At 47.9% G+C, this 18284-nt stretch carries 13 protein-coding genes and 1 tRNA gene; 10 read left to right on the top strand and 4 right to left on the bottom strand.

The window, feature by feature from the left end; genetic code table 11:
* Positions 1-229 precede the first annotated feature (229 nt).
* From LDN30_RS10925 to LDN30_RS10890, 8 genes are all read left to right on the top strand, one after another.
* Positions 230-1240 (top strand): hypothetical protein, encoded by a 1011-nt coding sequence (locus LDN30_RS10925; RefSeq protein WP_223929495.1) that lies wholly within the window; start codon positions 230-232, stop codon positions 1238-1240.
* Between the two features lie 231 nt (positions 1241-1471).
* A complete protein-coding gene (locus tag LDN30_RS10920) occupies positions 1472-1993 on the top strand; it encodes a ferritin (protein ID WP_223929494.1) in 522 nt (173 codons plus the stop codon).
* A gap of 360 nt (positions 1994-2353) precedes the next feature.
* The gene (locus LDN30_RS10915) at positions 2354-6361 is read left to right on the top strand and encodes a DEAD/DEAH box helicase (protein WP_223929493.1); all 4008 of its coding nucleotides are present in this window, start codon (positions 2354-2356) and stop codon (positions 6359-6361) included.
* A gap of 42 nt (positions 6362-6403) precedes the next feature.
* Positions 6404-6685 carry a hypothetical protein gene (locus LDN30_RS10910; protein ID WP_223929492.1) on the top strand — a complete coding sequence of 94 codons (282 nt, stop codon included), beginning with the start codon at positions 6404-6406 and terminating at the stop codon, positions 6683-6685.
* Between the two features lie 136 nt (positions 6686-6821).
* Positions 6822-7205, top strand: coding sequence for a DUF4186 domain-containing protein (locus tag LDN30_RS10905; protein WP_223928039.1), 384 nt, complete (start codon positions 6822-6824; stop codon positions 7203-7205).
* 85 nt (positions 7206-7290) lie between these two features.
* Positions 7291-7542, top strand: coding sequence for a DUF4492 domain-containing protein (locus tag LDN30_RS10900; protein ID WP_223929491.1), 252 nt, complete (start codon positions 7291-7293; stop codon positions 7540-7542).
* 34 nt (positions 7543-7576) lie between these two features.
* Positions 7577-9139 (top strand): cytochrome ubiquinol oxidase subunit I, encoded by a 1563-nt coding sequence (locus LDN30_RS10895; protein WP_223929490.1) that lies wholly within the window; start codon positions 7577-7579, stop codon positions 9137-9139.
* On the top strand, positions 9139-10278 hold the full coding sequence (locus LDN30_RS10890; RefSeq protein WP_223929907.1) for a cytochrome d ubiquinol oxidase subunit II: 1140 nt from the start codon (positions 9139-9141) through the stop codon (positions 10276-10278). Before LDN30_RS10895 ends, LDN30_RS10890 begins: the two co-directional genes overlap by 1 nt.
* A 761-nt stretch (positions 10279-11039) precedes the next feature.
* On the opposite strand, the gene LDN30_RS10885 is transcribed toward LDN30_RS10890, so the two are convergent.
* The 3 genes from LDN30_RS10885 to LDN30_RS10875 all read right to left on the bottom strand — a co-directional run bounded on the left by LDN30_RS10885 (position 11040) and on the right by LDN30_RS10875 (position 14910).
* Positions 11040-11690, bottom strand: a complete 651-nt coding sequence (locus LDN30_RS10885) for a DedA family protein (protein WP_223928042.1) — start codon at positions 11688-11690, stop codon at positions 11040-11042.
* 61 nt (positions 11691-11751) lie between these two features.
* A complete protein-coding gene (locus tag LDN30_RS10880) occupies positions 11752-13128 on the bottom strand; it encodes a tetratricopeptide repeat protein (protein ID WP_223928043.1) in 1377 nt (458 codons plus the stop codon).
* A gap of 69 nt (positions 13129-13197) precedes the next feature.
* Positions 13198-14910, bottom strand: a complete 1713-nt coding sequence (locus LDN30_RS10875; protein WP_223928044.1) for a glutamine--tRNA ligase/YqeY domain fusion protein — start codon at positions 14908-14910, stop codon at positions 13198-13200.
* A 263-nt stretch (positions 14911-15173) separates the two neighbouring features.
* Here LDN30_RS10875 and LDN30_RS10870 point away from each other — a divergent pair.
* Positions 15174-15247: transfer RNA gene (locus LDN30_RS10870), tRNA-Val, on the top strand.
* 152 nt (positions 15248-15399) lie between these two features.
* Here the strand turns inward: LDN30_RS10870 and LDN30_RS10865 are convergent.
* On the bottom strand, positions 15400-15747 hold the full coding sequence (locus tag LDN30_RS10865) for an MmcQ/YjbR family DNA-binding protein (RefSeq protein ID WP_223928045.1): 348 nt from the start codon (positions 15745-15747) through the stop codon (positions 15400-15402).
* Positions 15748-16101: 354 nt separating this feature from the next.
* On the opposite strand from LDN30_RS10865, the gene LDN30_RS10860 reads away from it, so the two are divergent.
* On the top strand, positions 16102-18273 hold the full coding sequence (locus tag LDN30_RS10860; RefSeq protein WP_223928046.1) for a choice-of-anchor J domain-containing protein: 2172 nt from the start codon (positions 16102-16104) through the stop codon (positions 18271-18273).
* Positions 18274-18284 lie beyond the last annotated feature (11 nt).

The raw sequence follows: 18284 nt of genomic DNA, 5'->3' as shown, positions 1-18284 counted from the left end.
TTCGTAATTCTGAATCCGCTTTTATGGAATTGTATAATGGTTCCTGTCCGTTCAGAAACGTGTTCCTTCGGCTCGTGTGAAGTAATTAAACTCACCGTTCCGCTTGCCGGTAATACGTTTTGATTAGTTCAGGAACATACCCACGAATGGAAAATCACTATTTTTGGGTATGCACAATTTTTGTTCATTTTTCGGCTAAATCATACCTTTGCAACCCAAAAACAAAGATATGAAAAAAGTTACAATTCTATTTTGCGCCGTGGGCTTGTCGATGCTATCAACGGCAGTCAGCGCACAAGACAGTATTCAGGAGAAACGAATAAGTGGCAATGTGATGACAGAGGTGAACTTCGGTCATCGCCATAATCAGGAGCATCCTTCCATTATCGACTTACCGCATATTGTGGTCGGTGGACAATGGCAGATGGGCCGCGGCTGGTCAGCAGTCGTCGAGATGGAGTATGAGCGGTTCCATAGTGATGGCAGTTGGCAGAATGGTTTCGTCGACAACTACGCCACTAACAAGCTGTATATCAATAAGGAATGGAGCGAGGCGTTGAACGTCAAGGCCGGTATCGTCGATATTCCCGTTGGAACGACCAACAGCGGTGGTCCTGCGCTGACCATCTACGACCCCTACAGCGAGAGCGCCCTGCTGCCTATGACATGGCATGAGGGTGGTGCGGCAGTGTGGGGACGAAGCGGCATCTTCCACTATGAGGCTGGTGCCTACGTTTATGGTGCTGCGCCTTTACGGCAGTCGCGGTTAGTGGGAGCTGCCTCGAGAGTGGGCATCCAGACTGGCGGCGGACTTGATGTCAGCTTGTCGGGCTATTATGGTACGACGACGGTGGGTATGGAACAGCGCCAGGGCCTCGACCTCGGTGACAGTCGGCATGTGGCCCATGTGGCTCTCGACTTTGCTTATCTCGCCGGAGGGTGGACCATCGACGGTCAGGCTATCGCCAGTAGTGCCAACAGCAACCGGTCGGCGGGGGTAGAGGTGGGCTACGATGTGGCTACACTCATGAGGCTGACACAATTCTCAATTATTCCCTTCGCCCGCTACGACGGTGTATTCCATGTCGAGAACGCCTCGTGCAATAAGTGGACCGTAGGTCTGAACGCGACATTGCCATTGGGATTCACCTTCAAAGCTGAAGCCGCGCGCATGAATCCTACTAATGAGCACCATAAAGCATCGATAGACGTGAGCATAGGCTGGCAGGGCGAATTCTGAAACGCTCCTGCCGACGGAACGTTAAGGGCAGTTTTTTTTCGGCCGATTATTCTTTATTAACGTGTGATGTTGTGATTATTCCAACAATTTTTTGTAAGTTTGCAAATGTCATTTGAGCTGAATGATGATACGGATGGGGCGATGGTCGACAGTCTTTGGCATCATCTGCCATAATCATCTTTATCAATGACTTTAATGAGGAGTATCCAACCATTTAAATATCAATACACTATGTTAAACAAGAAAGTACAAGATGCAATTAACGCACAGATCAACGCTGAGTTTTGGTCGGCCTATCTCTATCTGTCGATGTCGGCTTTTGCCAATACTAAGGGCTATCCCGGCATTGCCAACTGGTTTGAGATTCAGTATCAGGAGGAACTCGACCATGTGAAGATTTTCTTCGATTATGTCCTCCAGCGCGACGGCGAAGTACAGCTCCAGCCCATTGATGGCGTTCCAACGAAGTGGGGATCACCACTGAATATGTTTGAGGAGACCCTTAAACACGAGCAGAAAGTCACCTCACTCATCAATAATCTCTATTCCGTATCGCTCGCGGAGAACGACTTCGCCACCCAGAGTATGCTCAAATGGTTCATCGACGAGCAGGTGGAGGAAGAAGAAAGTGCAAAGACAATCATCGACAGTCTGCGCATGATTGGTGACAACGGCTATGGCCTCTACACCCTCGACAAGGACCTTGCCACACGTGTCTACACCCAGGCAGCTCCTCTCGCAGCTAAGAACTGATATCGGATAAACGATTGACTGTGAGCTCCTTGTAAGGGGCTAAGCAGATATTTGTCCCCACCCCGGTTTTTGGTTTGACGTAAAGTCATACCGTCGGGTGGGGATAAGCTATCGTTCTCCGTCGTCAGTTCCTTGTTAATCTTTTGTTGTTTGTAGTTAGCAGTTTTCCTATTATGGCTTTTTAGATTGCCAATTTCGTATTGCTATTTTTCGTTTTTGCTCTTTATTCTCGGATATTTTTTGTAACTTTGGCGGAAATTTAAAACTAAGGTCGGCTGAAAGGCATTCCGGTCAATGCAATCGGAGGATGCGCTTGCTTGCTACGATCGAATTAAACGCTGAAATTACATTATTCCATTTATGGCAACAAACAGTGACGAGCAGAAGATATTAATGCTCATGGCCTATCTGGCTGGGCAAGATCTGTCATTAGATACTATTAAGAAATTCTTCGACAGCAATACTCCTGCAAGGCAGATAACAACAACAGTTAACGGTCTGGTTCGTAAGGGGCTGCTCAAGGAAGAACACAACTATTATTACGGCAGAAAGTCATTTCGGCTTGCTGATGGCATATTTTTTGAGTATCTCACCATGCTTCTGAAGCCCGATAACAGGCTTTGGTTCAATCGAATAGCGAGAACCACAAGGAAACTTAGGAATATAACGGTCCTGACGGATGTCGCCTATGCCATCCGACTCATTCAGAACTGCCATACCAGCACGTATTCCTCCTATCATGCCAGCTTCTCCCTGCTCGTCAAAGAGGTTGCTTGCATTTTTACTAACCCCGACTATCGCAATATCGTCTTGGGGCTCTGCGATGAAATTCTAATTCCGGTATTGGATAAATTCTTTGGCGAAGCCATCGTTGCCGATACGGATTTGCCATGGGATTACATTCGCCAACTGTTTATTGATCATTGCAGCCAGACCACGGTAGACCTTAATCGCCCCGGGCTCATCACTCGGTTCAATTATTATTATTACCTCGGTACGGGTGAGCTGGTTGGCGATATCAATTCATTTAAGGTTGATGAAAGCTCTCTTCTGATTGTCGCCATAAAGAAGCTCTACGAGAAAGACTATGCCGAATCGTTCAAATTATTCACTAAGGCGATGACAGCGCATAACAAGCTTGCGAGCTATGGTTATAAGGGCAGTTTCAGCTCGTTTGCCGCCAACTATTACTACGTGCTCTGCATGATGCTCAACGGTTCGGAGGCCGCAACGAAGAAGCTGTCGGCTCTGTACAATAAGGATTCGTTTACCATTTACTATAAGTTCAACGTTGTCTTTAAATTGATTAAAACCTTCTTCTTCGATCATAAGGAAATCGATTTTGAATCCGCTTCGGTAAACCAAATAGCTCAGGATCCGACGGTGAAGGCACCCTATCTTCTTGCATGGATGGTGGCTAAGCTCACGTGGACGTTGCCTAAAGGAGGTGTAGAACTCGATTTCACGATGGCTCCCCACTGGGCTTGGCTGCGCGCGGAGCTCCGGCCTACAGGGCTCGTCGGCAATGCTGAAGGATTGAAATTCCCTGACTCTGTGTTCGGTCGACTGAAGATTAAGCCTCTGTGGGAGACGAAGTTAGAGGAGATTATCAATGCCGGAAACGATAAAGCCAAGGATGATGCCGACAGACAGGAACGGCTCTTATACATCATCGACAATACGTATGTGCAGGCGCTGTTACAGAAAAAGAAGAAGGACGGAACGTGGTCGCCGGGCCGGAGGATGAATACTACGGCATTGAAGAAATTGAAAGTCGACAGTCCGCAGATTCTTGACGAAAACGACAAGAAAATCATTGATAAGCAAAGCTATTACGATTACTATATCTCTCTGCCTCATAATATTGATAAATTGGTGGGCTGCGACCATATATTCACCGGTGATGTCACCGATCTTCATCAGGTGAATATCCATGAGGACAAGCCCTTCCTGATTATCGACAAGGAGAAGGACGGCTCTTTCTCAGTGACAACCAATGTTGAGGAACTCGCGTCAGCGACTACGCGGGCAGCATATTACAGGAAAAATACCGACACCGACTACTCTGTTTTCACGCCGACGACATTCGAGAAGAGGGTCTACGCGCAGATCCTCTCACAGCGGAAATACCCTAAGGAGGCTGAGCCGCTGATAATGAAGCTCATAGCTACGTTGGGAGGCAAGACGGAAGTCCACTCCAACATGGTTGTGGAACTCGACAATCTGGAGCGCGTCGACGGTCAGACGAAGCTCACTCTGCGGTGTGTGCCCATCGATGCCATTACATTCGCAATATCAGTTTCGGTACATGTTTTCGAGGATATGAGCTTTGCGCCCGGTGAGGGCAATGTGAATGCCATCGCCACGAGTAATGGTAAGAAAGTCCAGGTGGTGCGCCACTTGCGTGTCGAAAAGAGAAATATGCATCTGTTCACCCAGGAGTTGGTCAATGTCGGGGTCATCGACGACGAGAACGACTTTGCTCCTACGATGACGACGGAGACTTTAAGCGTAGGCACCGGCGCCTTCCTCGAAATTATGGAGTGGGTTAAGAATAATTCCAACATCTGCGAGATGGAGTGGCCTGAGGGCGAACGCTTGAAGTATCACCCTGCGGTTGGTGCCAAGTCGGTAAATATCAACTTTAAGTCGAAGAACGGATGGTTTGATGTTGAGGGAGATATACATATCGATGAGGATGAAATCATATCCCTCCAGCAACTCTTGGAGATGATGCACGAGCAGGGCTACCGTAAGTATATAAAGGTAGGCGACAATGAATATATCAGTCTCAGCAGTGAGCTCAAGAGAATTTTGAAGCGCCTCGACACCGTCACCACTGACCGCCGTAATCACCTCCAGATGTCTACGGCGGCAGCAGGGCTCATCGGCGATGTCATCGACAATAACAATCTCAATGTAGGTAAGAATAAGGAACTTGAGGCCCTGCGCAAGCGTATCAAGGATAGTACGACGAGTGAGCCTCAGGTGCCGAATTCTTTGAATGCCACTCTGCGCGACTATCAGCTTGAGGGCTATGAGTGGATGTGGCGCGTAACGTCCTGGGGAGCAGGAGCTTGCCTGGCTGACGATATGGGTCTCGGTAAGACTCTGCAAACAATCACGCTCCTCCTCGACCAGGCCGAAAATGGTGCCGCGCTCGTTGTGGCACCTGCATCGGTGGTTCCCAACTGGCGCAACGAGCTCGCACGGTTTGCGCCTACGCTCAACGTCACTATCCTCAACAGTGCCGACGACCGTGAGAAAGCTATCGACGAGGCGGGTGCCGGCGATGTCATCGTATCGACATACGCTCTGCTTAACATCCAGCACAAGAAACTCTCGGAGAAGGAATGGGACGTAGTTTGTCTCGATGAGGCCCATACAATCAAGAATCCGAACACGAAAATGTCGAAGGCTGCGATGATGCTGCAAGCTAAAAGAAAGGTGATCCTCACGGGAACGCCTATTCAGAACCATCTGTCGGAGTTGTGGAACCTCTTCCAGTTTATCAATCCCGGACTCCTCGGCAGTGCTGAGCAGTTCGGTAAGAAATTCATTGAGCCGATTGAAAATAAGCACGATAAGGAACGCCAGAGGCAGTTGCGTCGTCTTATTTCGCCTTTCCTGCTGCGACGGACGAAGAATGATGTGCTCGACGAACTGCCGGAGAAGAACGAGATAACGATGCCCGTAGAACTTAGCGATGAGGAGATGAAAGTATATGAGGTGCATCGCCGTATGGCGGAGAAGTCTGTCCGTGCTGATAAAACAGTGAAGGTCAGCACCTTAGCAGAGATTACCAAGTTGCGCGAAATGGCATGCAGCGTCTCGCTCGTCGATAAGAAGTGGAAACATGAATCGAGCAAGGTGGCTGCTTTTGTCAACCTTGCCGAGAATCTTAACGACAGCGGCAATAGGGCTCTCGTATTCAGCCAGTTTACCAGTTTCTTCGATCAGGTGAGGAAAGCCATGGATAAGGCCAAGCTGCCTTACCTCTACCTCGACGGTTCCACACCGATGGGACAGCGTGAGGCCCTCGTGAAGAAATTCCAACATGGCGAGTGCCCGTTCTTCCTCATAAGCTTGAAAGCCGGCGGATTGGGTCTAAACCTTACCGGAGCTAACTATGTCATCCATCTCGATCCATGGTGGAATCCGGCCATTGAGCAGCAGGCTACAGACCGCGCATACCGTATAGGGCAGAAACAGGATGTAACCGTCTATCATCTTATATCTCAGCACACTATTGAGGAGAAGATTCTCCGACTGCATAAGAGTAAGCGCGACCTTGCCGACTCGCTGCTTGAGGGTACCGACATGGGCCACGCTCTCACTCAGGAGGAGCTCCTCGAACTGTTGGCGTAGTCGTTTGGTCGTGATTTTTTGTAGAATAAATTGAGCTTTTTTATGGAATTATTTTTCATTCTTATGCTGATTGGTGTCGTCGGTGTATTCCTCTATACCGGAAGCACTGCCGTCTTTGGTAAGGTGATAGGACCTCTCATCGTCATCGTTTTTATCCTTGGCATGTGCGCCCATGAAAAAAATGAGATGGACAAGGAGGAGAAAGAAAGGGAAGAATGGAATAAAAATTTCCAGGAAAGGCTCAAACGGGAGGACGATGCGGCCAGAAAAATACGTATAGAAGAAATGCGTAAGAAGGAAGAACGAGCGCGTGAGTACGAGTAAACGGTTGTGCCGGAGGGTGACAGAAATTTCTTTGGTATATTGATTACGCCAAGATTTAATAACAAAGGATAATTGAATGGTTTACAGAGAATTAAGTCTTTTTGATGAACCAGAGAATGAAGAAAAAGCGAAATTAATGAAAGAGGTCGAAGCCATTGACCTGAAGCCGCTTTTCGAACGTCTTGCCAAGAGTAAGTTCCGCAGCTCTTTCTATCTCAACGCCAAGGATAAGGAGTATATCCGTCAACACGGATGGACGAAGATAGAGCAGGGGGTGGGTGAGACTATAGCCCGGCGGCTCGCTCCAGCCGATATACCTAATGATGGCCGACAGACGCCCATGCGCCATGGGGTCTTCCCTCCGTTCATCGCCCAGCACGCTACGGGATGCTGTTGTCGTGGGTGTCTCGCCAAGTGGTACGGCATTCCAAAGGGGCGGCAGCTCACCGTCAAGGAGCAAATTCTCCTAACCCGCGTTGTCATGACATGGCTGCACCGGCAGTGCGATAACGATTTTTGACGGCTGAAAACCGAAAATTTGAACTAAAAACAAAAATATTCGGAGAAAATAGGAGATTTTAAAATAATTTGTTTAAGTTTGCAACATGGAATTGAGAAGAACGATAACAGGCATTGTCAATTTCTATGTTGACGGTTTCCGCCACATGACGTGGGGCAGGACGCTGTGGATTGTTATCCTCGTGAAGTTAGTGATAATCTTCGTTCTGTTGCGTATTTTCTTTTTTCCTAATTATATTGCCACTCACCGCGGAACGATGCGAAAAAGCGATTTTGTGCGAAAGCAGGTGCTGAAGGAGGCTCCGCCACCACAACGAACGCCCGGTTTGGGACAATGAATCGATTAAATAACTTAAAACCAACTATGACAATATGAACCATCTTTTATTAGAAATTGCACCGTCAGTCGTCGACTGGTCGCGTGCGCAGTTCGCCCTGACAGCCGCCTACCATTGGCTCTTTGTGCCGCTGACCCTCGGATTGGCTGTCATTATGGGTATTGCCGAAACAATTTATTATCGTACCGGGCAACTGTCGTGGCGCGATACGGCCCGATTTTGGGAGAAACTCTTCGGCATAAATTTTGCCATCGGCGTTGCCACCGGCATCATCCTCGAATTTGAATTCGGCACAAACTGGAGTAATTATTCATGGTTTGTAGGCGATATCTTCGGTGCTCCTCTGGCCATAGAAGGTATTGTGGCGTTCTTTATGGAGTCGACTTTCGTTGCCGTAATGTTTTTCGGATGGAAGAAAGTGTCGCGCGGCTTCCATCTCGCATCTACTTGGCTCACCGGCTTGGGAGCTACAATATCAGCGTGGTGGATTCTTGTTGCCAACGCGTGGATGCAATATCCTATAGGCCAGCAGTTTAACCCCGACACTATGAGGTTCGAAATGTCGAGCTTTGCCGATGTTGCTCTATCGCCGTTTGCCGTCGACAAATTCCTTCACACCGTCACTTCCTCGTGGCTTATCGGTGCCGTTTTCTGTGTAGCGGTGTCGTGCTGGTATCTGCTCAAAGGCCGTGAGACTGTTATGGCACGGCGAAGTATCAAGATTGGAGCTTCGGTGGGACTCTTCGCTGCGCTTGCCGCTTTCGCCACCGGAGATAATTCGGCATATATGGTGGCCCGCACTCAACCCATGAAACTTGCTGCTATGGAGGCTCTTTATAACGGCGGAAAATCGCAGAGTCTGACGCTCTTCGCAGCCGTCAACCCCTTTGCACAGCCCGATTATGCCTCTCAGAAGGAACCGGCATGCCGCATTGCTTTTCCAAACCTGCTATCCGTTCTCGCTACTCACGACTTGAATGGCTATGTGCCTGGCATTAACGACATTATAAACGGTTATACCGACAATGAGGGACAGCGCCAGCCATCGTTAGCCGAGAAGGTTGACATGGGCAAAAAGGCTATCGATGCTGTTGCGCTATACCGCACTATGGGCAACAAATCGGAGAAAACGCGGCGCACTGTGGCCGATAATGTGAAATATTTTGGTTATGGATACGTTAAGGACGCATCGCGGACGGTGCCGCCGATAGGCATAACGTTCTGGCTCTTCCGTACGATGGTGGGGCTCGGCACCTTCTTTATGCTCTTCTTTGCGGTCGTTCTTTTCGTCGTCTTCCGTAAAGATATCAGCGAGAGGAAATTCCGTTGGCTTCATATTCTTGCGCTTATCGCCATTCCGTTGGCCTGGATTTGCAGTGAGAGCGGATGGATGGTAGCCGAGATAGGGCGACAGCCATGGACAATTCAGGATATGTTGCCGACGTGGGTGGCTGTTTCCGACCTTCAGCCACGTAGCATCATGATCACATTCTTCCTCTTCCTGGCACTCTTCACGACTCTCTTAGCCGTGGAAATCAGCATTCTTTGCAAACAAATAAAGAAAGGTCCTGAACACTCAAACAACGATACACTATGATAACATATAGCTTTTTGCAGCATTACTGGTGGTTTATCATCAGTCTGTTGGGAGGAATCCTCGTCTTCTTGCTCTTTGTCCAGGGCGCTAATACGATGATTTTCAGTCTCGGAAAGACCAGTGAGGAACGTCGTCTGGTCATCAACAGCACCGGACGGAAGTGGGAATTCACCTTCACTACGCTCGTCACGTTTGGCGGAGCGTTCTTTGCCAGTTTCCCACTCTTCTACAGTACGAGTTTCGGAGGTGCCTACTGGTTGTGGATGATAATTCTCTTCTCGTTTGTCATTCAGGCCGTTAGCTATGAATTCCAGAACAAAATTGGAAATTTCCTTGGCCCGCGTACGTTCCAGATTTGTCTTGTTATCAACGGCATTGTAGGTCCGCTGCTGCTTGGCGGAGCCGTGGCCACCTTCTTCGACGGTAGCAATTTCACTGTCGACAAAATGAATATTGCCAACAGTTTTCAGCCGGTTATCAGCCGTTGGGCCAATGCCAGCTGCGGACTCGATGCACTGCTCGATATATATAATGTGATTTTCGGCATTGCAGTGCTTTTCCTTGCCCGCGTCTTGGGGCTGCTGTATATGACGAACAATATCGACGACGATAGTCTTCGCCAGCGGATGAGGCGGTCGCTGATATGGAACTCAGCAGCATTCCTTGTATTCTTCCTCATTTTCTTCGTTCATGTCCTCGTCAAGGACGGCTATGCGTATTATTCGGACGGAGTAATTGTCATGGAGCCAATGAAATATCTCCATAACCTTTTTGCCAATCCTTTTGTCCTGATTCTTCTGTTGGCGGGTGTTGTTTCGCTTCTTGCAGGCATCATCATGACCATAGTGAAGAGCGGATTCATCAAGGGAATATGGTTATCTGGCTTTGGCACTGTAATGGCGGTGACTGCCATCTTCCTTATGGCGGGATGGAACAACACTGCATATTATCCGTCGAATGTTGACTTACAGAGCTCTCTGACTATTGCCAACAGCTGTAGCAGTGAGTTTACCTTGCGAACAATGGCTGTTGTCAGTCTGCTCGTTCCGTTCGTCTTGGCTTATATTTACTACGCTTGGCGTTCCATCGACAGTAAAAAACTTGACCGTCAGGAACTTAAAGGCGGTGATATCTATTAGTAAACGGTTATAGGCAATGAGCAATTTTCGATTGGTAACTTAATCATTTATTGCTCATTGCCCTATTGTTTCTTGTCCTTTTGCGGTGGCACTTTCATTTAAGTTCTTTGGCAAACGCGGCACGATAATTGCAGCCGCGCTCTTCCGATGAGTTCTATCTATAGCAAGATTCTGATAACCAATGGCCTAAGCAATACCGGCCAAGGCAAATGCAGCTTAGTATCTTTTATTTATATCCCTAATATTTTAGGCTTTCTAGTGAATTTTTTGGGTGCAGAGATTAATCAATGGCAGAGTGCTTTGTCTATCATCCTCACGACTCAGAGATGAAAACGCACCAAAAACAAATATCGAAATATCTTTATACCATTCCCAAACCTATCGTTTCGGCTTCCCAAACGGTCCGTTTCAGCTTGCGAAATGGACCGTTTGGCGTCCTAAAACGGACCGTTTTAGAACTCAAAATGGCATGTATTAGTAACCGGCTGAGAATCAAAGAAGTACAAAGATGCGTTGAAATACTAAGTAATACGAATTATTTTTACATCTTGTCATTGATTTTCTCTTGCTGCTCCAAGCTTCTCCTAAATAATATAGGCTAATGAAAGGACCATAGTTGCTTGCTTTAGAGAATCGAAAACAATCCTTGTTGGACAATTCGGATGTAAGGACAAGTTAATATAAGACAAAAAGAAAAGAGTCCAAGTCTACAAGAAACCTGGACTCAGTCTATGTACTTGTTTATACGAATTGAATGTGGTTCAATCCTTGTTAGGATCCTCTCCGGCATGGATTCGTTTCTGCCTTTTAATGAACCACTTAGCCATGAAGTAGAGTAGGGCAACGGCCAAGAGGATAAGAATGGTGAATTTGATGTATTCGCCATACTCCATAATCTTATCATCGAGCTGCTCTTCAGGTACGAAAGTGTGAAGCCACCATCCGAGTGCGGCCAGTATGCAGTTCCATACACCTGCTCCGAGAGTAGTGTAGAGGATGAACTGCCAGTATTTCATCTTAGCCAGTCCAGCGGGAATTGATATAAGATGTCGGATACCCGGGATGAGACGTCCGGTGATGGTAGCCACCATTCCATGGTCGTCGAAGTATTTTTCGCTTTTCTCTACCTTCGCTTGGTTGAGCATACACATGTGTCCCCACCGGCTGTTGGCAAAGCGGTAGATGATTGGCCGGCCAAGATAGTAACCGCCAAGGTAGTTGATTGTTGCACCAACGTCGGCTCCAATTGTACCGAAAAGTACCACGAGCCAAATATTCATATTCCCGGCCGCCGAGTGATATGCCGCCGGAGCTATGACAAACTCAGAGGGCACAGGTATTACTGTGCTCTCGAGAAGCATGAGGATGAATATCGACCAGTAGGTGAGATTATTCAAAAGTGATGTCAGCATAATGTGATAATCGCTTGTTTGCTATCTGATTATTATTTCTTTTTGTTCCTTAAAAATCTTCCTATTCGTCCGGATCCCAATTTTTAAGTTCCTCTTCGGCCCACTGCAGTTCTTCATTCTTATTCAGCTTTTTACAGCATTTGATGAGACACTTATAGAATTCCGGTCTCTTAGCCACATTCTGGTCTTTCAGTTCTTGTAGTTTCTTGTATGCGTACTCGATAAGTCCTAAGTCGTATGCTTCCTTGGCCACCCTGATGTAAATGTCTTGATTTTTCTTTGCTTCGGCGATAGCTCTTTCGTAGCAGTTTATGGCCTGCTCTGGAAGTCCTTGAATCATAAACACATGCGCTCTCATGCAATCGACATCAGAGTAATAATGTTCAGGCAATCCAGGGTAGATTCCAAAGGTCTCTTTATAGACATCGGCGAGAATATCGAGTAGTTTGTGAGCTTCATCGAAATTGTTTAATGCCTCCCCAAAGCTAACCATGTGATCAATTATATCGCGTTTCCTTCTCCATCCTTGACCGTCATTTCTGACATTCTCCAGGTCCATAGCACGAACTATAGCTTTGTAAGCCTCAACTATCCTATTTTCTGAGACCAGAATGCCGGATAACATCTTATAAATCTGAGGATCATTAGGCTCGAGGCTGATGTATTTTTTGTAGCATTTCTCTGCTCCTCGTAGATTTCCTAATTCTCCAAAAGCTTTTCCTTTGTTCATTAGAGCACCAAGGTCGTTAGGGTCTATGGCCAGAGCATAGTCAGCTGATGTCACCGCGTCAGAGGCTCTTCCGTCTTCTATCTGCAATATTGCCATCAGATTCCAGTACTCACCCGAGTAGGGATCATCGTTGATGAGCTTGTCGATGAGCTTTTCGCCTTCGGCAAATTTCTTGTTGTTGATAAGAACCTTAGCCTTTACCGTTTGATAGTCAGTCTCTTCAGTCTCGTCGGAGCGGTTGAGCCATTTTTCAGCCAGCCACAATTCACCGTAGTCGGCAAATAGTACAGCCACGTCGAGAGGCATATCATCGTAGTAGTCGTCGCCATAGAATCCGTTCCAAGTCCTCTCCAAGTAATCGTCGGCATCCTTTATCTTTTTGTCTGCAAGCATTATTTCGGCGATAAGTAGATGATAGTCAGGATCATCCTTGTCGGAAATTTGTTCGGCGATTTCGTTTGCTTTTTTACTATTCCGATTCTCGAGAATCTCATAGCGTGCTAAGAACGACAACGGAGCAACGCTGCCGGGATAAATCTCGACAGCTGTCCGTGCCGCCTGCAAAGCTTTGTCGTCGTCGCCGGCCTCATGGTAGTACTGTGCTATGTCGGCATATTCGTCAGTACTGAGGACGGCGTTCGGCTTATCGGCATTCTCGTATTTGGCGAGAATAGCCTTGAACTCTTTTGATTTATAATATCTGTCCATTTTTGGTTTTACCAGACCTCCTCCTTTCTTGCAGGTGAGGTAAGCCTTTCATTTTTTTGTTTATCGTTGTTATTTCTTTTTATTCCAACTGTCTTTCAGACCCACAGTCTTGTTGAATACAAGGTGCTCGGCAGTAGAGTCGGGATCCATCATGAAGTAGCCGATGCGCTGGAACTGCAGATACTGACCAGGTTTTACGCTGGAAAGATAGTTCTCCACGTAGCAGTTTTCGTGTATTTTCAAACTGTCGGGGTTCAGAAGCTCACGGAAATCGCGGTCGTCAGCCGATGGATTCTCGACGTTGAAAAGACGGTCATACTCCCTGACCTCTGCCTTCATGCAGTTGTCGGCCGACACCCAATGGAGCGTTCCCTTCACGCGCCGGTTAGCTCCCGGCATGCCACTGCGGCTTTCGGGATCATATTCGGCCTGAATTTCCGTGATATTTCCGTTGGCATCCTTGGTGCATCCTGTGCATTTTACGATGTATGCATTCTTCAGTCGCACTTCCTTTCCGGGTGTCATACGGAAGAATTTCTTTGGCGCATCCTCCATGAAGTCAGCGCGTTCTATCCACAGATTCTTCGTGAATGTGATAGTGTGTGTTCCTGCTGTCTCGTCCTCAGGATTGTTGATGGCCGTCATTTCCTCGCTCTTTCCGTCGGGATAGTTGGTGATAACCAGTTTCACTGGGTCGAGAACGGCACTCACACGTGTGGCCCGCTTATTCAAATCATCGCGTACAGCGGCCTCGAGAAGGGCAACATCGTTCAGAGCATCGAACTTCGTATATCCGATGGAACGTATGAAGTTGCGGATACTCTCGGGCGAATAGCCGCGGCGGCGCATACCACAGAGAGTCGGCATCCGTGGGTCGTCCCATCCGTTGACGAGGTGCTCGTCGACGAGAGTGTGCAGTTTCCGCTTCGACATCACAGTATATGTGAGGTTCAGACGGTTGAACTCAATCTGTCGTGGGCGGTTGTCGTCGAGGCCATCCTTAGCTGTTCCGTCCATTTCCTTCAGGAAATCGATGAATTTATTGTACAGCGGACGGTGAGGAACGAACTCGAGAGTACAAATAGAGTGGGTTACCCCCTCGAAGTAATCGCTCTGTCCGTGTGCGAAATCGTACATTGGGTAGCAGTGCCACTTAGTTCCTGTACGATGGTGTGGAGTCTGAATGATACGATACATTATTGGATCGCGGAAGTGCATGTTCGGATTGGCCATATCGAGTTTGGCTCTCAGCACCATGCTTCCCTCCACAGCCTCGGGAGTGTTCATCTGGTTGAAGAGGCGCAGATTCTCCTCCACGGGTCTGTCGCGGTATGGACTCGGTGTTCCCGGCTCCGTCGGAGTGCCCTTTTGCTGGGCAATCTGCTCCGATGTCTGCTCGTCAACGTATGCATTGCCGTTCTTGATCATCCAGATGGCAAAGTCCCAGAGTTTGTCGAAATAATCGCTGGCATAATATATATGTCCCCATTTGAACCCGAGCCACTTGATATCGTTGAGGATGTTCTCAACATATTCAGTGTTTTCCTTCGATGGGTTGGTATCGTCAAAACGGAGATTGCAGACCCCGCCATAGTTCTCCGCCACACCGAAGTCCATGCAAATAGCTTTTGCGTGGCCAATGTGCAGATAACCATTCGGTTCTGGCGGGAAACGGGTTTGAATGCGTCCGCCGTTCTTACCTGCCGCGAGGTCCTCCTCTACGAGCTGTTCTACGAAACTCAGAGAGTGCTTCTCTTCGTTAATGTTAGTCTCAGTATTCATCTTTTCTGTAATTATTATCCCGTTTAATATATTATAAGGTAATATTAGACTGCAAAGTTAATGCAATTGGTTGATATAACAAAGAAAACCGGTGTATTTTTGTTTTTATTTCAAAAGGTTGTGAATATGTCGTAGGAAGCTTTTATTGTTAATATAACTTAATATCCATGGCAAATATTTGATTATATGAAATTAATCATGTACCTTTGCACCCGCAATTCAGAACAAGCGCAATGACGCATAAATCTGAAGCGAATTTTTTCGTCGGCATAGCTCAGTTGGTTAGAGTATCACCTTGACATGGTGGGGGTCCTTGGTCCGAATCCAAGTGTCGACACATCAAAAAGCCAAGCAGTTGATAATCAATTGTTTGGCTTTTATCGTTAGATGCATCCTTCAGATTTATGGTTTAGTATTCTTCCTCAGTCCAATGCTGTTTATATCCCTTTAGCTCAAATTTTTCCCAGCCGCGGGTATTGGATTACACTATTACTTCTTTCGTTTACTGTATTTTTGCTTTACGAGATTGTAGGAGTTTGCAATAAGTTCGCGAGCCATATCGTCAGGAACGATGTTCGCGTGGATGCCAATCCAGTATTTCCCGTTCTCGTGCGATGGCTTGTCGGCCCACTCATAGTGCTCACGCAGTTCGGCAATCCGCTCCGTCTGACACTTGACGGTCACGAGATCGTAATCGGCGATGTCGAGAAACGCAAACATGTGGCCGCAGACATAAAACACCAGTACGCTCTCGCCACCTTTAATCTTGGCAAAAGGGAATTTCTCCTCCACATCACCCAACGACAGACAGTAGTCGCGCAGTTCTTCTATATTCATATTCCGTTCTTTTATTGTTCTCTACTATCCTCATCAACCGTTATCGTTGATGATTCTCCAATCCCGGAAAGACCTTCCAGAATTATCTTCCGCAAAGATACATCATTTATTTGTCAGCATGAAATAATCGGTGTAGAATTATTTTTTTAGCGGCAGTAAACTGATTTAGGAGTCAGAAAATGCGAACAATAACGAAAATTTCACGTAATTGCTTTGTTAGTTTTGTATAAAATTACTAATTTTGCTTTCAAAAAATCAATATAGACAAGAACTAATCATACTGAGGTTAAATCATTAATGTAATATTTTATGAGGTTTAAACGTAATTTACTCTTATCATTACCGCTGACATTGATGGCCATTCTCCCTGCAGAGGGACGCCCAAATGATGTCGGCGGCGACACTAATCTTGTCCTTGCCGGTGACAAGCTGCAAACCCAAGGCGGCTCAACTCCCGGCATCTACAACTTCAAGCCGTACTCCGGAGACCTTACTCCCACCCAGTTGGCTACGAGCAGTTATATGCAGGGCAACGGCGGAAGTGTAGCAACCAACGACAAAGTCTACGTCACCCAAGTCAGCGATTTTGGCAGCGACGGCGAAATTTTCGGTTTCATTACCGGTTTTTCTATGGGCGAATGGCAATCGACCGGCCGAAAGTATATTGTAGATGCAACTCTCATTGCCACCACGATGACTTACGATGCGAGCACCGACAAGATATACGGTTGCTTCAGCAACAGTGCGCAAACGGGTTATGAATTTGGAACCCTCGACCTCTCGTCGCACTCCCCGCAGCGCACAAAGATCCGGTCGATAGGTTCAAAATACGTTGCCATGGCCGACAACGACAGTGGTACCCTCTATGCCATTGACGCTCAGGGCAGTCTCTACACCGTCAGCGAAAGCACTGGTGAGGCTACTCTTGTGGGCTCTACCGGCGTAGCACCATCCTCTCTCATCCAGAGTGCCGTTTACAATCCCACGTCGGGTAAAATTCTCTGGGCCGCCCAGCTCAGCGCCACCTCGTCAGCACTCTACGAAGTCGACCCTACTACAGCTACGGCCACAAAGCTTGGTGACTTCCCCAATGGTGAGGAATTTGCCTCGCTGTTTATATCAAAACCATTGGCAGCCGACGATGCCCCTGCCGCTGTCACCTCGCTGACACCCCATTTCGAGGGTCCGAGTACGACTGGAACCGTCAGTTTCCAGTTGCCTTCGACAACCTTCGCCGGCGGTGAGCTCTCCGGCGACCTCTCCTGGTATCTCTTAGCCGACGGCGACACCGTAGCCACCGGCAGCGGACCAGCGGGCAGCGAGGTTACGACTCCTGAGGTGACCGTCGCCAACGACTATGTCGAATTTGCCGTCCTGACACGCAATGATGCCGGTTTCAGTCCGAAATACAAGCAGTCGGCGTTCATCGGAGCGGCTACTCCTATGGGTATCTGGGAGGCTAAAGCCAGCATCGATGCCGACAACAAGGCCACAATCAGCTGGCAGAAGTCCGAAGGAGCCATCAACGAAGGCTATTTTGAGCAGGATAGCGTCACATATAATGTGGTGAGATACCCCGACGAGGTGACCGTAGCCACCGGCGTTAAGGATACCACCATCACCGACCAGCTGTCGTCTTCGGCTGGAATGAAGAGCTATTACTGGCGCATAACGCCCGTGTTTATGGGCAATGAGGGCACCTATGCCGAGAGCAATAAGGTGCTTGTGGGCAATGGTTACGACATCCCTTACTTCGAGCCCTTCGATGAGGGATGGATAGACCGGTATACCGTCATCGACGCCAACGGTGACTACACCACGTGGTGGGACGACTATTCGGGTCATGCCTACACACAGGCCGGTCCCGACAATGGCAGCGACGACTGGCTCATTACCCCCGACATCCATTTTGCGCCCGGAATCTACACGATAGCCTTCCGCTATTGGGGTGGTCTGCCGGGCTATTCCGAGTACGCCGGCAACGCTTTTGAGGTGGGATTCGGTCAGGGCACCGATCCGTCGAAGTTCAAAACCGTCGGAAAGGTCACTGACATCATCCTCGAAGAGAGCCAGCAGAAGGAGTTTTCCGCTACCGTGAAGGTATCCGCCGACGGCACGTATAATGTCGGAATCCACGACATCAGCCCTAACAACGCCTACCTATTATATATAGACTCGCTGTCGATAACGCAAGGTGGAACCCTCGCAGTGCCTGATACAGTGGGCTCTCTGCGTGCCACAGCCGACCCCGATGGTGATCTGAAGGTAAATATCAGTTTCACGGCACCGTCGAAGAACGCCAATGGCGATGCCCTCGATGCCATCGACCATGTGTATGTTGTCCGCGACGACAAGGATACATTTGTTTTTTGTATGGGGGAAAACCGTGTTCGTAATTTAACATCTCCAAGTGCGGGGTTTGCTGGTGTGAAATTGCGAAATATGTTTACAGTAATCAGGAGTAGGTCATTTCGTGTTGCGAAACGGTCCATTTCGCAGTCTAAAACGGTCTGTTTCGCAGCCTGAAACGGTCTGTT

The sequence above is a fragment of the Prevotella lacticifex genome, from assembly GCF_019973375.1.
Taxonomy (GTDB): Bacteria; Bacteroidota; Bacteroidia; order Bacteroidales; family Bacteroidaceae; genus Prevotella; species Prevotella lacticifex.
This window is presented reverse-complemented; position numbering and strand designations above follow the sequence as displayed.

Coding starts and splice junctions, on each gene's coding strand:
- LDN30_RS10925 (WP_223929495.1), top strand. CDS start 230: ATGAAAAAAGTTACAATTCTATTTTGCGCCGTGGGCTTGTCGATGCTA.
- LDN30_RS10920 (WP_223929494.1), top strand. CDS start 1,472: ATGTTAAACAAGAAAGTACAAGATGCAATTAACGCACAGATCAACGCT.
- LDN30_RS10915 (WP_223929493.1), top strand. CDS start 2,354: ATGGCAACAAACAGTGACGAGCAGAAGATATTAATGCTCATGGCCTAT.
- LDN30_RS10910 (WP_223929492.1), top strand. CDS start 6,404: ATGGAATTATTTTTCATTCTTATGCTGATTGGTGTCGTCGGTGTATTC.
- LDN30_RS10905 (WP_223928039.1), top strand. CDS start 6,822: ATGAAAGAGGTCGAAGCCATTGACCTGAAGCCGCTTTTCGAACGTCTT.
- LDN30_RS10900 (WP_223929491.1), top strand. CDS start 7,291: ATGGAATTGAGAAGAACGATAACAGGCATTGTCAATTTCTATGTTGAC.
- LDN30_RS10895 (WP_223929490.1), top strand. CDS start 7,577: ATGAACCATCTTTTATTAGAAATTGCACCGTCAGTCGTCGACTGGTCG.
- LDN30_RS10885 (WP_223928042.1), bottom strand. CDS start 11,690: ATGCTGACATCACTTTTGAATAATCTCACCTACTGGTCGATATTCATC.
- LDN30_RS10880 (WP_223928043.1), bottom strand. CDS start 13,128: ATGGACAGATATTATAAATCAAAAGAGTTCAAGGCTATTCTCGCCAAA.
- LDN30_RS10875 (WP_223928044.1), bottom strand. CDS start 14,910: ATGAATACTGAGACTAACATTAACGAAGAGAAGCACTCTCTGAGTTTC.
- LDN30_RS10865 (WP_223928045.1), bottom strand. CDS start 15,747: ATGAATATAGAAGAACTGCGCGACTACTGTCTGTCGTTGGGTGATGTG.
- LDN30_RS10860 (WP_223928046.1), top strand. CDS start 16,102: ATGGCCATTCTCCCTGCAGAGGGACGCCCAAATGATGTCGGCGGCGAC.